14 protein-coding genes and 1 pseudogene are annotated in these 14,606 nt (G+C 45.4%); all 15 read left to right on the forward strand.

Annotation, left to right across the window (positions count from 1 at the left end; genetic code table 11):
• Positions 1 to 45: 45 nt before the first annotated feature.
• Positions 46 to 2,859, forward strand: a complete 2,814-nt coding sequence (locus WMO75_RS16420; protein WP_298089032.1) for an FtsK/SpoIIIE family DNA translocase — start codon at positions 46 to 48, stop codon at positions 2,857 to 2,859.
• On the forward strand, positions 2,859 to 3,338 hold the full coding sequence (gene rlmH / locus WMO75_RS16425; protein WP_118252818.1) for a 23S rRNA (pseudouridine(1915)-N(3))-methyltransferase RlmH: 480 nt from the start codon (positions 2,859 to 2,861) through the stop codon (positions 3,336 to 3,338). The genes WMO75_RS16420 and rlmH overlap by 1 nt, the downstream gene beginning before the upstream one ends.
• A gap of 28 nt (positions 3,339 to 3,366) precedes the next feature.
• The gene (locus WMO75_RS16430) at positions 3,367 to 3,693 is read left to right on the forward strand and encodes a cupin domain-containing protein (RefSeq protein ID WP_022215046.1); all 327 of its coding nucleotides are present in this window, start codon (positions 3,367 to 3,369) and stop codon (positions 3,691 to 3,693) included.
• A 19-nt stretch (positions 3,694 to 3,712) separates the two neighbouring features.
• Entirely contained in the window at positions 3,713 to 4,270 is a 558-nt protein-coding gene (locus tag WMO75_RS16435) for a DUF2284 domain-containing protein (protein WP_173906006.1), read from the forward strand.
• 67 nt (positions 4,271 to 4,337) lie between these two features.
• Positions 4,338 to 4,613 carry a YabP/YqfC family sporulation protein gene (locus WMO75_RS16440; protein ID WP_118699616.1) on the forward strand — a complete coding sequence of 92 codons (276 nt, stop codon included), beginning with the start codon at positions 4,338 to 4,340 and terminating at the stop codon, positions 4,611 to 4,613.
• An 8-nt stretch (positions 4,614 to 4,621) separates the two neighbouring features.
• Entirely contained in the window at positions 4,622 to 5,848 is a 1,227-nt protein-coding gene (locus WMO75_RS16445; RefSeq protein WP_227222735.1) for a sporulation protein YqfD, read from the forward strand.
• On the forward strand, positions 5,841 to 6,851 hold the full coding sequence (locus tag WMO75_RS16450) for a PhoH family protein (RefSeq protein ID WP_022215050.1): 1,011 nt from the start codon (positions 5,841 to 5,843) through the stop codon (positions 6,849 to 6,851). Before WMO75_RS16445 ends, WMO75_RS16450 begins: the two co-directional genes overlap by 8 nt.
• Positions 6,848 to 7,342 (forward strand): rRNA maturation RNase YbeY, encoded by a 495-nt coding sequence (ybeY, locus tag WMO75_RS16455; RefSeq protein ID WP_022215051.1) that lies wholly within the window; start codon positions 6,848 to 6,850, stop codon positions 7,340 to 7,342. The genes WMO75_RS16450 and ybeY overlap by 4 nt, the downstream gene beginning before the upstream one ends.
• 55 nt (positions 7,343 to 7,397) lie before the next feature.
• Complete coding sequence (gene proB, locus WMO75_RS16460) at positions 7,398 to 8,252, forward strand: glutamate 5-kinase (protein WP_022215052.1); 855 nt, start codon at positions 7,398 to 7,400, stop codon at positions 8,250 to 8,252.
• Between the two features lie 24 nt (positions 8,253 to 8,276).
• Complete coding sequence (locus WMO75_RS16465; protein WP_118252829.1) at positions 8,277 to 8,498, forward strand: DUF896 domain-containing protein; 222 nt, start codon at positions 8,277 to 8,279, stop codon at positions 8,496 to 8,498.
• Positions 8,476 to 9,033 carry a 5-formyltetrahydrofolate cyclo-ligase gene (locus tag WMO75_RS16470; RefSeq protein WP_022215054.1) on the forward strand — a complete coding sequence of 186 codons (558 nt, stop codon included), beginning with the start codon at positions 8,476 to 8,478 and terminating at the stop codon, positions 9,031 to 9,033. Before WMO75_RS16465 ends, WMO75_RS16470 begins: the two co-directional genes overlap by 23 nt.
• Before the next feature lie 30 nt (positions 9,034 to 9,063).
• Positions 9,064 to 10,314 carry a glutamate-5-semialdehyde dehydrogenase gene (locus tag WMO75_RS16475; RefSeq protein WP_227222734.1) on the forward strand — a complete coding sequence of 417 codons (1,251 nt, stop codon included), beginning with the start codon at positions 9,064 to 9,066 and terminating at the stop codon, positions 10,312 to 10,314.
• Positions 10,315 to 10,521: 207 nt separating this feature from the next.
• Entirely contained in the window at positions 10,522 to 12,984 is a 2,463-nt protein-coding gene (locus WMO75_RS16480) for a right-handed parallel beta-helix repeat-containing protein (RefSeq protein ID WP_303223713.1), read from the forward strand.
• A 130-nt stretch (positions 12,985 to 13,114) separates the two neighbouring features.
• Complete coding sequence (locus tag WMO75_RS16485; RefSeq protein WP_022215057.1) at positions 13,115 to 14,011, forward strand: M14 family zinc carboxypeptidase; 897 nt, start codon at positions 13,115 to 13,117, stop codon at positions 14,009 to 14,011.
• A gap of 133 nt (positions 14,012 to 14,144) precedes the next feature.
• Positions 14,145 to 14,606, forward strand: a pseudogene (locus tag WMO75_RS16490) (tRNA (N6-isopentenyl adenosine(37)-C2)-methylthiotransferase MiaB); the annotation flags it as partial.

Genomic DNA, 14,606 nt, shown 5'->3' on the forward strand with positions numbered 1-14,606 from the left:
CGTGAAGCTATAGCTGTGAGTTGAAATAGTAGGAGGGTGCCCGAAATGGCAGCAAAGAAACAAAGTAACAGAAGAGGAACCACCAAGGCCACTTCCAGGAGAAAAACCGCCGGAAAGAAAGCAGCTGCAAAGAAAACGACTACAAAGAAGCAGGGAGTTACCAGTGGATTCCAGACAGAGATTATTCTCTGGATTTTCTTTGCGGCTTCAGTGATTCTGATCATCAGCAATCTTGGGATGGGAGGAACTGTTGGAGGCAGTATCAGTAAGGCATCTTTTGGAATTATGGGGCTTCTGGCATATCTTTTTCCGGTTTTGCTTTTTGGATGTGCAGTATTTCTTATATCCAACAGGAAAAATCTGCTTGCATATAAGAAAGTTCTGGCAGGAATTATATTCTGGATCTTCCTGTGCGGTCTGATCCAGCTTCTGACAGAGGGATATATGGCAGACACTACCTTTTCGGAATATTACAGAATTTCGTCCGAATACCATACGGGAGGCGGTGTGATCGGAGGCGCGATCTGTATTTCAACCACTTCCGCATTTGGTGTGGTTGGCGGATGTGTGATTATTCTGCTTGTATTGTTAATTACGATGATCCTGGTTACGCAGAAATCTTTCTTCGGATTTATCTTTCGCGTCTGGGACGGGATCTGTGAGCTGGCAAGAGGCGGTCACGAGCGTTATATGGAAGGACAGCCGGAAAGAGATCTCAGGAGAGAACTCCGCCAGCAGGAAAGGAAACTACGCAGGGAACAGAGACAGGCAGAGCGTATGAAAGCTCTGAAGGAAGCACTTACAGAAGAAGCAGATGATGAGGACGAGCCTGAACAGAAATCAAGGAAACATGAATTTCTTGAGGGAACCAAACTGACACCGCCTGCGAAGCCGGAACTGACACCGCTTCCGGCAGAGGAGATGCCACTTCCGCAGGAATCTGTCAAGACGGAGGAAAGCAGTCAGGGACAGCTGGAATTCAGGATTCAGAGAGCAGAAGCAGTCAGAGATTCTGAGGATGAGAATTCAGCTCCTGCTTTTCCGGATTTTTCCAGACAGGAAGCACCGATGGAGAAAGAAGAAATTCCTGCTGCATATCAGGATGAACCAGAAGAAGAAATTCCAGAAACCATAATACCGGAGATTCAGAGCGAACCGGTAGAAGAAACGCCAGATGAAGAAGAGGACGCATATCAGGGAGCTGACTGGCAGGAACAGCTTAAGAGAGAGGTTCGGCCAGAACATACGGCAGAGGTGCAGACAGCAGAACAGCCGGCCGCAGAATCTACGACATCTCAGAAAAAGAATCCGAAATCTTCTGAGCAGGAAATCCAGAGTGGTATTACCAATATTCAGAAAGAAATTACTTCCGCACCTTCTGAAGTTCCAAAGGAATACCATTATCCACCGCTGAAACTTCTGAAACGTGGAGATGGCAAATCGCAGGGAGACTCTGATGCACATCTTCGCAAGACAGCTAAGAAACTACAGGAAACCCTGCACAACTTTGGCGTAAATGTCACAATCACAAATGTGAGCTGCGGTCCTACCGTAACCCGTTATGAATTACAGCCGGAGATGGGAGTCAAGGTAAGCAAGATCGTCAATCTCGCAGATGATATCAAACTGAATCTTGCGACTCCGGATATCCGTATCGAGGCTCCGATCCCGGGCAAGGCTGCTGTAGGGATCGAGGTCCCTAATAAGGAAAATCATGCGGTCATGCTCCGGGAAATCCTGCAGTCCCAGGAATTTCAGGGGGCGAAATCCAAACTGTCCTTTGCTGTAGGTAAGGATATTGCGGGCAAACCGGTAGTCACAGATATTGCCAAGATGCCGCACCTTCTGATCGCAGGTGCGACCGGTTCCGGTAAATCTGTATGTATCAATACACTGATCATCAGTATTCTGTACAAAGCATCGCCGGAGGAAGTCAAGCTTATCATGATCGACCCGAAGGTGGTTGAGTTAAGTGTCTATAATGGCATCCCGCATCTGTTCATCCCGGTCGTCACAGACCCAAAGAAAGCTGCAGGAGCACTCAACTGGGCAGTGTCCGAGATGATGAGTCGTTATAATACTTTTGCTGAGTACGGCGTTCGAAATCTGGGTGAATATAACCGCAAGATCAGTAACATGGCAGTTCCGGAGGGTGGAACCCCGCAGAAACCGATGCCGCAGATCGTGATCATCGTAGACGAGCTTGCGGACCTTATGATGGTCGCACCGGGAGAGGTAGAGGATGCGATCTGCCGTCTGGCACAGCTTGCACGTGCAGCAGGCATCCATCTGATCATTGCGACGCAGAGACCGTCTGTCAATGTCATCACAGGACTGATCAAGGCGAATATGCCGTCGAGGATTGCATTCTCTGTTTCCTCTGGCGTCGATTCACGAACGATCCTCGATATGAACGGTGCAGAGAAGCTGCTCGGAAAAGGTGATATGCTGTTTTATCCGCAGGGATATCAGAAACCGGCCAGACTGCAGGGGGCTTTTGTCTCCGATGAGGAAGTCAGCAGCATTGTGGAATTCCTTGCGGATAAGAATCCGAAAGTGACATATAATCCGCAGATCGAGCAGCAGGTAAATACGATCAGCCTCTCAGGCGGTTCTTCCGGTGGAAATGATGAGAATGATATCTACTTTGTGGATGCAGGCAAATTCATCATTGAGAAAGAAAGGGCTTCGATCGGTATGCTGCAGAGAATGTTCAAGATCGGCTTTAACAGGGCAGCAAGGATCATGGACCAGCTTTCTGATGCCGGCGTGGTCGGTCCGGAGGAAGGCACGAAGCCACGTAAGGTCCTGATGTCCATGGAAGAATTTGAAACTTATATAGAGGAACATAACGTATAATGGAAATCCGTATTTTAACAGTTGGTAAGATCAAAGAAAAATATCTGAATGACGGCATTGCTGAGTATGCAAAGCGTTTAAGCCGTTACTGCAAACTGACATTCTGCCAGGTTCCGGATGAGAAGACACCGGATAAGGCTTCTGATGCATTGAACGAACAGATCAAGGCGACAGAGGCAGAGCGTCTGATGAAGCACATCCGTGACAATGACTATGTGATCGCGCTTGCGATCGACGGCAAAATGCTGGATTCTGTACAGCTGTCACAGAAGATCGGACAGCTTGGAGTAGAGGGAAAGAGTTCGATCGCGTTTGTGATCGGCGGTTCTCTGGGGCTTGGAGATAAAGTCCTTGACCGTGCTGATTTTAAACTGAGCTTTTCCAGGATGACTTTCCCTCATCAGTTGATGCAGATGATCCTTTTGGAGCAGATCTACCGGGGATACCGGATTCTGAACCATGAGCCTTATCATAAATAATTTTTTACAAGAAAAGGAGGAAACAAAGATGACAACAGAACGTGTAGAAAATATGGCAGGCGGCCAGGGACATGCACTGATCAAGCGCCTTCTGGACGAAAAACAGTTAAATGGCAAATGCAGACTATATGCAGAGGTGACTCTGGAGCCGGGATGTTCTCTTGGATACCATGAGCATCACAATGAGAGTGAGACCTATTATATCCTTTCCGGAAAGGGAATCTACAGCGACAATGGAACACTCCGCATGGTAAGTGCCGGAGATGTGACCTTTACACCGGACGGCCAGGGACATGGCCTTACAAACAGCGGCGATGAAGATCTTGTTTTCATGGCACTGATCATTCTGGACTAAGGAAGAGGGAGGCTGTCCAATGGCGGCTGAGTTAAATACAACGAAATTTGAGAAATTTATATCGGACTATCCGATCTATGAATACCGTCTTCTGGACGCGAAGGCTTTGTCAGTGGCAGAACGGGTGCGGATCGTCTGTCAGCAGGAATGCGAACGTTACGGAACGACCTGGGCCTGTCCACCGGCGGTTGGAACCCTTAAGGAATGTGAGGACAGAATCCACAGTTATGACCGTGCTGTCTTTTTTTCCAGCGTAGCAGAGGTTTCTGACATTATGAATATGGAGGAAATGCTTTCTACCAGAGATGCACATGAAGAACTTACGACCGCTGTGGCAGAATATCTTAAAGGTGAGGGATTTGATACCTTTACCCTTTCGACAGAATCCTGTGATATCTGTAAGGAATGCGCTTATCTTAAGGGCGAGCCATGCAGACATCCGGAGAGGATGCACCCCTGTCTTGAAAGCCACGGTGTTGTAGTCAGTGAGATCGTAGAGCGTGAGGTAATGGAATATAATCTTGGCGGAAATACGATCCTGTGGTTTTCTATGGTACTGTTCCGTGAACCAAAATAAAACTTCATAAAAAGTCTAAATAAAAATCTCCGGCATATATTTAAAAGAAAAGCCGGAGATTTTTTCTATGAAAAAGAAAGAGCAATGGAGGGAAAACCTGGTGGAGGCACTGGAGATCCCACGGGATCTGGCTTTAAAAGAATCGGTTTTTACGGTTACCGGCAAGAGCCAGATACAGATAGGAAATTACAGAAGTATCCTTCGTTATGAGCCGCAGGAACTGATCATCCTGACATTTTCCGGCAAACTGGTGGTCCATGGGAAAGGCTTGAAAATCCTGTGGTATACACCGGAAGAGATGCAGATAGAGGGGATTCTGTCAGAAATAATCCTGGAACGATAGAGGTGTTTATGGAAAAGCTGATCTGCTTTTGGAAGGGTTGCATAAAGATTCAGGTCCGGGGAGAACAGACGGAGCGTTTTCTGAACCTCTGCCGGGGAAGAAAAATCTGCATCCGAAATCTTTGCTGTCATCCTGATGGAGCTCTGACAGGGATTCTCGCTGTGAAAGATTTTTTTCTTCTTGGTCCGCTCTGTCGGAAGACAGGTGTCAGGATACATATTGTTGAAAAACATGGACTGCCCTTCTTTTTTTATCGAAGTAAAAAAAGAAAGGCATTTTTTCTTGGGATTTTGCTGTGCATTGGACTTCTTATATTTTTATCAGGACATATCTGGAATATTCGGATCGAGGGTAACAGACAATGTAGTACAGGCGAGATCCTGGAGTTTCTGGCCGATCAGGGTATTACACATGGGATTTCAAGAAAAAAGATAAACTGTAGTGAGATTGCCGCGGCAGTCCGGGAAAAATATCCGGAAATCACCTGGGTTTCTGCAAAACTGGAGGGAACCAGGCTGACCCTTGAAGTGCAGGAAGGGATTTTTACAGGAGATGATATGCCAAAGGAGCAGACTGCCAGCAGCCTGGCAGCAGAGAAGGACGGAACGATCGTAAAAATGGTCACCCGTGCAGGAGTCCCGCTGCTTTATCCGGGCGATACCTGCAAAAAAGGGGATATTCTGGTCTCTGGTGTGCTGGAACTGAAGAATGACAGTCAGGAAGTTTATCAATATCAATATGTAAAAGCAGATGCGGATGTCTATATCCAGTACAAACTGGCGTATTATCACGAAGTTCCGATGGAGTATCAGGAAGAAGTTTTTGCAGGAACAGAAAAAAAGGGCGGCTGTGTCCGGCTGGGAAACTGGATCTTTACTTTCGGGGGAAAGAAAGAAAACGGATGGCAACAATCTGTTGAATATCATCCCTGGCAGGTAACAGAGAACTTTTTTCTTCCTGCATCTTATGGGAAAATCGTCAGAAAAGAATATCGTAAAACCGCAAAAAAACGCACAGAAAAAGAGGCAAAGATCGTATCATGGGAGATTTTACAGGCTTATGAGAAAAAATTAATGGAAAAAGGGCTTCAAATATCCGCAAATAATGTTAAAATAGAGGTTGACCATAAGACCTGCATCAGCAAAGGGTCTTTGGAAATCATAGAAAAAACCGGAAGGGAGGTTCCCGTAGAAATACAGGAGCAGCCCGAAGAAAGGACAACAGAGAATGACTAACAGCATTATTGAGTTACACACTCAGGTCCCCGCAGATCTGGAGGGAAATGTGTTCGGCCAGTTTGATGAGCATCTCAAGCTGATCGAGCGCACCCTGAATGTAACACTGATATCCAGAGACGGCAGTTTAAAGATCCTGGGTACAGACGGAAGCGCAACTCAGGCGAAGAAGCTGATAGAAGAACTGGTAACACTTGCAGGCAAGGGAAATACCATTACCCGGCAGAATGTGACCTATGCACTGTCACTTGCCATGGAAGAGCGAAATCAGGTACTTACAGAGATAGATAAGGATTTTATCTGCAACACGATACAGGGACGCCCCATCAAGCCCAAGACTCTTGGACAGAAGGAATATGTAGAGCAGATCCGCAAAAAAATGATCGTATTCGGCATCGGACCGGCAGGAACCGGTAAGACTTATCTGGCAATGGCGATGGCGGTGACTGCATTCCGCAATGAGGAAGTCAGCCGTATCATCCTTACCAGACCGGCGATTGAGGCCGGAGAGAAACTTGGTTTTCTCCCGGGAGACCTTCAGAGCAAGGTAGACCCGTATCTCCGCCCGCTTTATGATGCTCTGTATCAGATCATGGGAGCAGACAGCTTTGCCAAGAATATGGAGCGCGGGCTGATCGAGGTTGCCCCGCTTGCTTATATGCGAGGACGTACCCTTGATAATGCGTTTATCATTCTGGATGAGGCACAGAATACGACACCGGCGCAGATGAAGATGTTCCTGACACGTATCGGCTTTGGCTCCAAGGTAGTTGTGACCGGTGACGCTTCCCAGAAGGACCTTCCGAGAGACGCGGTATCCGGACTTGATGTCGCTGCCAAAGTCCTTAAGAAGATTGATGATATCGGATTCTGCCAGCTTACCAGCAAGGATGTCGTGCGTCATCCACTGGTACAGCAGATCGTACAGGCTTACGATGACTATGAGAAGAAACAGAAGCCGGCAAGACGCACCACACGCCGCAGTGAGGAGAAGAAGAAATGACCATTCAGATCGAGTATGAAACCGAACGCAAATTAGAGATCCCTTATGAGAAACTCGCCGAGAAAGTAGCATCCCATATCCTGGAACTGGAGGAATGCCCGTATGAGATCAGCGTAAACCTGGTCATCACAGACAACGAAGAGATCCGCAAGGTAAATGCGGAATTTCGTCTGATCGATGCACCGACAGACGTGCTTTCTTTCCCGATGATCCCGTTTGAGAAACCGGCAGACTATTCTGTGATCGATGAGAAGGACGAATATTTTGACCTGGATACCGATGAACTACTTCTTGGAGATGTGATGATCTCCGTAGACAGAGTTTATTCCCAGGCACAGGAATACGGTCACAGCATTGAGCGCGAGTTCAGCTTCCTGTTTGCACACAGCATGCTTCATCTTCTCGGATACGACCATATGACTCCGGAAGAAGCTGCTGTCATGGAGAAAAAGCAGGCCAAAGCCCTCGATGATCTTGGAATCACCAGATAAACAATAAATGCTCTGCCGGGAAACGGCAATAAAATATACTTGGAGAGACATAACGATGAATTACCGTGAGATGTTAAAAGACAAAAAGCGTATTGTGGTAAAGGTAGGTTCTTCCTCTCTGATCCACAAAGAAACCAATAAACTGAACCTGCGTAAACTGGAAGTGCTGGTACGTGAATTGAGCGACCTTCACAATCAGGGCAAGGATGTGGTACTGGTAACTTCCGGTGCTGTTGCGGTAGGTGCTTCCGCTCTCGGACTTCATGAGAAACCGGCTGAACTTAAGAAGAAGCAGGCATGTTCCGCAGTAGGACAGGCAAAGCTTATGATGATCTATCAGAAACTTTTTGCGGAGTACAATCAGGTTGCGGCACAGATCCTGATGACCAAGAATACTATGGTCAACAATCTGAACCGTCACAATGCCAGAAATACATTTGAGGAACTTCTGAATGTCGGGGCAATTCCGGTCGTAAACGAAAATGACTCCATTTCCAGCTATGAGCTTGAGAAACTGGAATCTTTTGGTGATAATGATACCCTGTCAGCCGTCATCGCCGGACTGATCGGAGCCGATCTTCTGATCCTGCTTTCCGATATCGACGGACTGTTTACAGATGATCCGAATGCCAATCCGGATGCAGAGTTCATCCATACGGTTGAGAAACTGGATGAGAAACTCTTAAGCATGGGCAAGGGTCCAAAGAGCAAAGTCGGAACCGGCGGAATGGCAACGAAACTTACTGCTGCCGAGATTGCTACATCTGCGGGCGCAGACATGATCATTGCAAACGGAGCAGATTTCCATATCATTCACAAGATCATGGAAGGACGTAATTATGGAACCTTGTTTGTCGGTGATAAGAAAGAAGAATTTTTCCTGATCGATTATATTGAGAAATTACTTTAAATAAAGGAGATACTTACCATGGGAATGGATAACGTAAAGATCGACCGTATCAACGCACTGGCACACAAAGCCAAGAGCGTAGGTCTTACAGAAGAAGAAAAAGCAGAGCAGGCAGAACTGCGTAAGGAATATCTCGCAGCAGTCCGCGGAAACTTAAGAGCACAGTTAAATAATATCAGCATCAAAGAAGCCGATGGTTCTGTTACAAATTTAGGTGATAAATATGGAAGAAAAAAAACTCATTAGAAAACAGATCTTCAAATTAAGAAAAGAATGTACAGACAGCCAGGTAGAGGCATGGAGCCGTCAGATCGCACAGAAGGTAGCAGAGCTTCCGGAATTTCAGTCAGCACAGAAGATTCTTGCCTATGCAGATTATAACCACGAAGTCATGACAGGTTTCATTATCGAAGAAGCATGGAAGCAGGGCAAGGAAGTCGCAGTTCCGAAAGTTGTCGGACAGGATATGGTATTCTATAAACTGACGGATTTCTCACAGCTTGAAAAGGGATATTTCGGGATCCCTGAGCCGGCGCGTGGCGAGATCGTTCAGTGGGAAGATGCCATGATGGTCATGCCGGGAGTGGCTTTTGACCCGCAGAATCACAGGGTTGGTTACGGCGGCGGCTTTTATGACCGCTTCCTTGAGAAACACCTGCAGATCAAGAGAGTGGCAGTTGCTTTTGATTTCCAGATCTTACCTTCTGTTCCGACAGAACCGACAGATATCTCGCCGGAGATTATCGTTACAGAAAATAAAATCTACCAACTCACAAAATAACAGACCTGTTTCCAGAAGGAGATTTTGACAATGAATGAAATGTTATTGCAGCTTGGAAAAAATGCCAAGGATGCCGAGACAGAGCTTCGAAATATAACAACAAACAAGAAAAACGAGGTTCTTGAGGCTGTGGCAGATCATCTTGTAGAATGTACAGAACAGTTACTCAGTGCCAATGCGATCGATGTAGAACACGGAAAGGCAAACCACATGCCGGAAGGTCTGGTGGACCGTCTGCTCCTTACCAGAGAGAGAATCGAAGGAATGGCAGAGGGACTTCGTCAGCTTGTGTCTCTCGAAGATCCGATCGGTGAAGTGACCGGAATGAAAAAACGTCCGAACGGACTTCTGATCGGTCAGAAAAGAGTTCCGCTTGGTGTTGTCGGGATCATCTATGAGGCACGCCCGAACGTTACCGCTGATGCATTTGGACTTTGTTTCAAGACTGGCAACGTTGTGATCCTCAAGGGTGGCAGTGATGCACTTCATTCAAACGAGGCGATCGTAAACTGCATCAGAGAGACTTTAGGAGCCCACGGCGTAACAGAAAATGCCATTCAGCTGATCGCAGATACTTCCAGAGAGACTGCGGCTGAGTTCATGAAGATGAACGAATATGTGGATGTCCTGATTCCAAGAGGCGGAAAGGGCCTTATTAAAGCCGTTGTGAACCAGAGCACAATCCCTGTGATCGAGACTGGTACCGGAAACTGCCACATTTATGTGGATGAGAGCGCAGATCTTGATATGGCAGTCAATATCATCCTCAATGCCAAGACACAGAGGGTCGGTGTCTGCAATGCATGCGAGTCTCTGCTTGTCCATGAAAATGTCAAAGAAAAACTTCTTCCGGTCCTTGCAAAGCGTCTTCAGGAGAAACATGTGGAGATGCGTGCAGACAAAGAAGCACAGACACTGATGCCGGGCGCAGTCGCAGCTACAGAAGAAGACTGGGGAACGGAATATCTGGATTACATTCTTTCTATCAAGGTAGTACATAATGTAGATGAGGCGATCGCACATATCAATAAGTACAATACCGGTCATTCAGAGGCGATTATCACAGAGAATTACAGCAATGCACAGAAATTCCTGGATGAAGTGGATGCAGCCGCTGTATATGTAAATGCTTCCACCAGATTCACGGATGGATTTGAGTTTGGATATGGTGCAGAGATCGGAATCAGTACTCAGAAGCTTCACGCAAGAGGACCGATGGGACTCCTTGCTTTGACAACAACCAAATATGTTATCTATGGAAATGGCCAGATTCGACCATAAAAGTAAAAAAAGGTCGAACGATAATGACCAGAAATATGCATCGTTGATTTGACATTTTGGATATGCGTGTGTATAATGAAAGACAGTTTATTGATGCAAACTTTGTTTGAAGAACAGCAAATTAACGATGTTACATATTTCGTGCAGTCGGAAAGTGATTTTATGGGAATTTCGACTGTGAAATGAAGACACATGGGAGGATTTAAGTTGAGACGTAAACAATTATATGCAATGATCCTGGCAGGTGCACTTGCTACCGGTGGTGTGCCGGTTACTGCAATGGCAGCAGATGCTGCATCTGAAACAGCAGGTGAGGAAACGGGAGATTTCGGATCTTCCGAAGATACAGATAATTCTGCAGCCGAAGAACAGCCGACAGAAGCACCGGCAGAACCGACAGAGGCACCGACAGAGCCGGAACAGCCGACCGAGGCACCAGCCGAAGAACCGGCAGAGGAGCCGACAGAAGCACCAGCAGAACAGCCGGCGGAAGAAACTACAGAAACTGAGACGGTAGCAGAAGAGAATACAGCTACTGGAATTGCTATTATTAATAAGGATGCCGCTGGTAATGATGTACCAGACTATCAGCCATCACTTCAGGCAGCAATTGATAAAGTAGAAGCTGCAACATCAGATTCAGAAGCTACAGTAATCGAGGTTTCCGATCAGCTTGAATTATCATCTACAGTTACAATAGAGAATAAGAAAGTCTGCATCCGTGCAGCGGGAGATGTTTCTATCGGAAGGGCAGATGATTCTTTTAAAGGAGATATGTTCCAGGTATCTGGAGAAAATGCTTCCCTGCAGTTTGAAGTAAAAGATGGTGGCAAACTGACAGTCAGTGGTGCATTTACGGATACAAGCATTACAGCAGAGGGTTCCATTGTTAAAGTGACCGATGGAAGTTTTGGACTTTTTTCAAATGTAATTCTTACCGGAAATAACAGCAGTGCAAAGGGCGCAGCAATTGACTGCACAAACGGACAGATTGCTCTTGCAGGTGGTACGATCACCGGAAATACCGGTGCAAATGGTGCTGTATACAGTGACTCCGATATTCTTGTACAGGGCACTGTTATAGTAAAAGATAATAAGATCGCGGATGTACAGGCAAACGTATATCTGGATAAGGAAGCAAAATTTATGATTACAAATGAGCTTACAGGTTCAGAGATTTCCTTTACTCATGCTAATGCAGCAGATGGCTGGCAGGTGCTTGGTGCGGCAGACAAGGTAGAATCAAGTGTTTTTGAGAGTGCTGTGAAACAGTTTGGCTATGATACAGATGAGTATACTCTGAATGCAGCTGATACAACAACAAAAACAGTCACATTGAAAAAGAAGGCAGATACACCGGATCCAGATCCGGAACCGACAAAGGATTTCCTTAGCTATAAAAGTGGTACACTGAAATGGACGAGTCATACAGCAGTTTCTGTTGAACTGTCTAATACCAAGGATTGTAAGTGGTATTATACTTATGTAGATTCAGGAACAAGCGAAGCCAAAATCAAAAAGATGTATGATGCAAAACATACTACAACATCAGTTAAGGCAAATAAAGGATTTACAGTTACAGCAACAAATGTTCCGGAAAAGAATAACAAATGGCTGGTTGTTTTTGCGACATCTACTGATGGAACGACTGAAATGAAATATTTCAAACTTGACGAGGACAGCTTCAATAAAAAACGTCCGCCTAAGGAAGCGTCTTTCCTGACTTATAAGAGCGGTACTTTGAAATGGACAAATCATACTACCGTTTCTTTGGATTTTTCTACAACTCAGGATTGCAAATGGTATTATTTCTTTGTAGATGCAGATACCAGTGTAGAGACAATCCAGAACATGTATGATTCAAGCCGGGCTACAAATGCAGTAAAAGCAAATACAGCATTCACTGTCAAAGCAGAGAATGTTCCGGAGGCAGACAGTTGGCTGGTTGTTTGTGCAAAGCCTACAACTGGTAAAGCTAAGATGAGTATTTTTAAATTAAATACTCCTAGCTTTAAGACGAAACGTCCGCCTGCATCAAACAATAATACTCGTAAAGCACGTACCTATTCTGTCTCTGAACTTGCTTCCAAGAGCAAGATCACCGGTCTGAAGGATCCGCTGAAATTTACTCCGGGTACATTTTATGAGTTTTCAGTAACCGGAGCCGGTCAGAATGATGAGCCGCCGTATGTTTCCGGCGATGAAAGATGGATTCCGATGTACTGGAGTATGAAGGAAAATCCGACGGAAACTTCAGACAAGAATACTACTTTCCGAATTGGTTCTCCGAAAGGTATCAAAGATGCTAAGACTTACAACATCTATGTATTCTTCAAGAAACAGATTTACAACGGATCAGAATGGCAGGATACAGATGTAATTGAATCCGTCAAAACCCAGTTCAGCTCACAGGAACTTACAGATGCTGACCTTACCATAACCCCAACCGGAGATGGAGATGGAACAGGCGGCGGAAGCGGAAGTGGAAGCGCAACTGACGCAGAGCTGACTGCAACAGAAGCAGCAACAGAGAAAGCAAATGGTTCCAGCTCCAAGTCCGCAGTTTCTACTATGGATGAATCTCCAATCGGAACTATGGCAACACTGGCAGTACTCTCACTGCTGGCAGCCGGATATATCCTGATCCGCAAACGCAAAAAAGACATTTAATAAATTTCAAAACAAAAGATTTTACAGAGGCAGGTTCTTTTGACCTGCCTCTTTTCATATATTAATACAGGGCAGATACATGATTTTGGATAAAAAATCTGTAATAAAAGAAATATGGAGGGAAAAGATTATGCCAGATACACGATCCTGTACATATGAAGATCTTTATTATGAAATGTGGGAGATTTCCCAGAGATACAGCCAGATCGCACAGTTTCGCGTCATTGGGAAAAGTCATGATGAGAGAATGATTCCGATGGTAGAACTGGGAAAAGGGACAAATTGTATTTTCTGTCTTTCCGGGCTTACCGGACTGGACAGGCAGACACCGATGTTTCTGATCCGGATGATGCAGGAATATGTCAAAGCCTGGGAAAGTGGATGGAAGATGGAAGAAATCTATGAAGTCGGAGAAGTTCTACAAAACTGGCGTCTATGCTTCATACCGCTGCTCAATCCCGATGGTTATGAAATCTATACAGGAGATTTCCAGGCGATTCGTAATCCGATCTATCGGCAGATGCTTCGCATGCAGGAAATACCGAGTCAGGAGTATACCGGGAACAGCAGAGGCGTTGATCTCAGAAAGAACTTTCCTACACAATATTATCAGCGTAAACAGGTTATGCAGCAGCCTGCAAGTGAAAATGAGACGAAAGCATTGATCCGGATCTTTCAGGAATATCCAAGTTGTGGACTTTTATCATTTGACCATTTTCGAAATCGTATTTTGTATTTTAAACAGTCGAAATCTTTTGCAGCAAACCAGAAAAGTTATCGTCTGGCGAGACATCTCCAGAAATGTAGCAGTTACTACATGGAGAATTCCGGAAATGGCCAGGGGGATTTTTCTGTTGCAGGCCGTCCGGGAACCGGTTCGCCGGAACAGTTTTATGCAGAAATCTGCCATAAGCCGTCATTTCGGATCGAAACCCTGGAAGCAGAAGGAAAGACCAGAGAAGAGCAGCTGCAAAGCGAATATCGAAAGATCCATACCCTTCCGCTTGAGTATTTGTTTTCACTGTAGATATTCCGCTTGCACATATCAGAAATTTTTTGTACAATATATAATTGTTAGCATTTTGACCATGAAAGAATATTTTATCAGATCTGACTGATCATCGAGATATTACGAATCTATGGATAAGGAGTTATTGGAAATGACAAAAGAATCACAGAAAACAAATACCATGACTGCGGAAGAAACTGCACGTCAGAATTCTTTTATTGAACTGGCAAAGACACTTACTGCACAGAAATCAAATACACTTGGCCGCCCTCTGACTTACTGCCTGACAACATTTGGATGTCAGATGAATGAGAAACAATCCGAAGTTGTGGCAGGAATCATGGATGAGATCGGCTATCACAGACAGGATAACGAGGAAGCAGATGTCGTGATCTACAATACCTGTACTGTCCGTGAAAATGCAAACCTCAAGGTTTATGGAAGACTTGGACATCTTCACAGCCTCAAGGACAAGAATCCGGATATGAAGATCATCCTGTTCGGCTGTATGATGCAGGAGCCGCATGTTGTTGAGAAGATCAAGAAGACATACCCATTCGTAAACCTTGTTTTTGGAACCCACAATATTTTTAAATTTGCCGAGCTGTTTTAT

The sequence above is a fragment of the Blautia intestinihominis genome, assembly GCF_040096655.1.
In the GTDB taxonomy this organism is placed as follows: Bacteria; Bacillota; Clostridia; order Lachnospirales; family Lachnospiraceae; genus Blautia_A; species Blautia_A intestinihominis.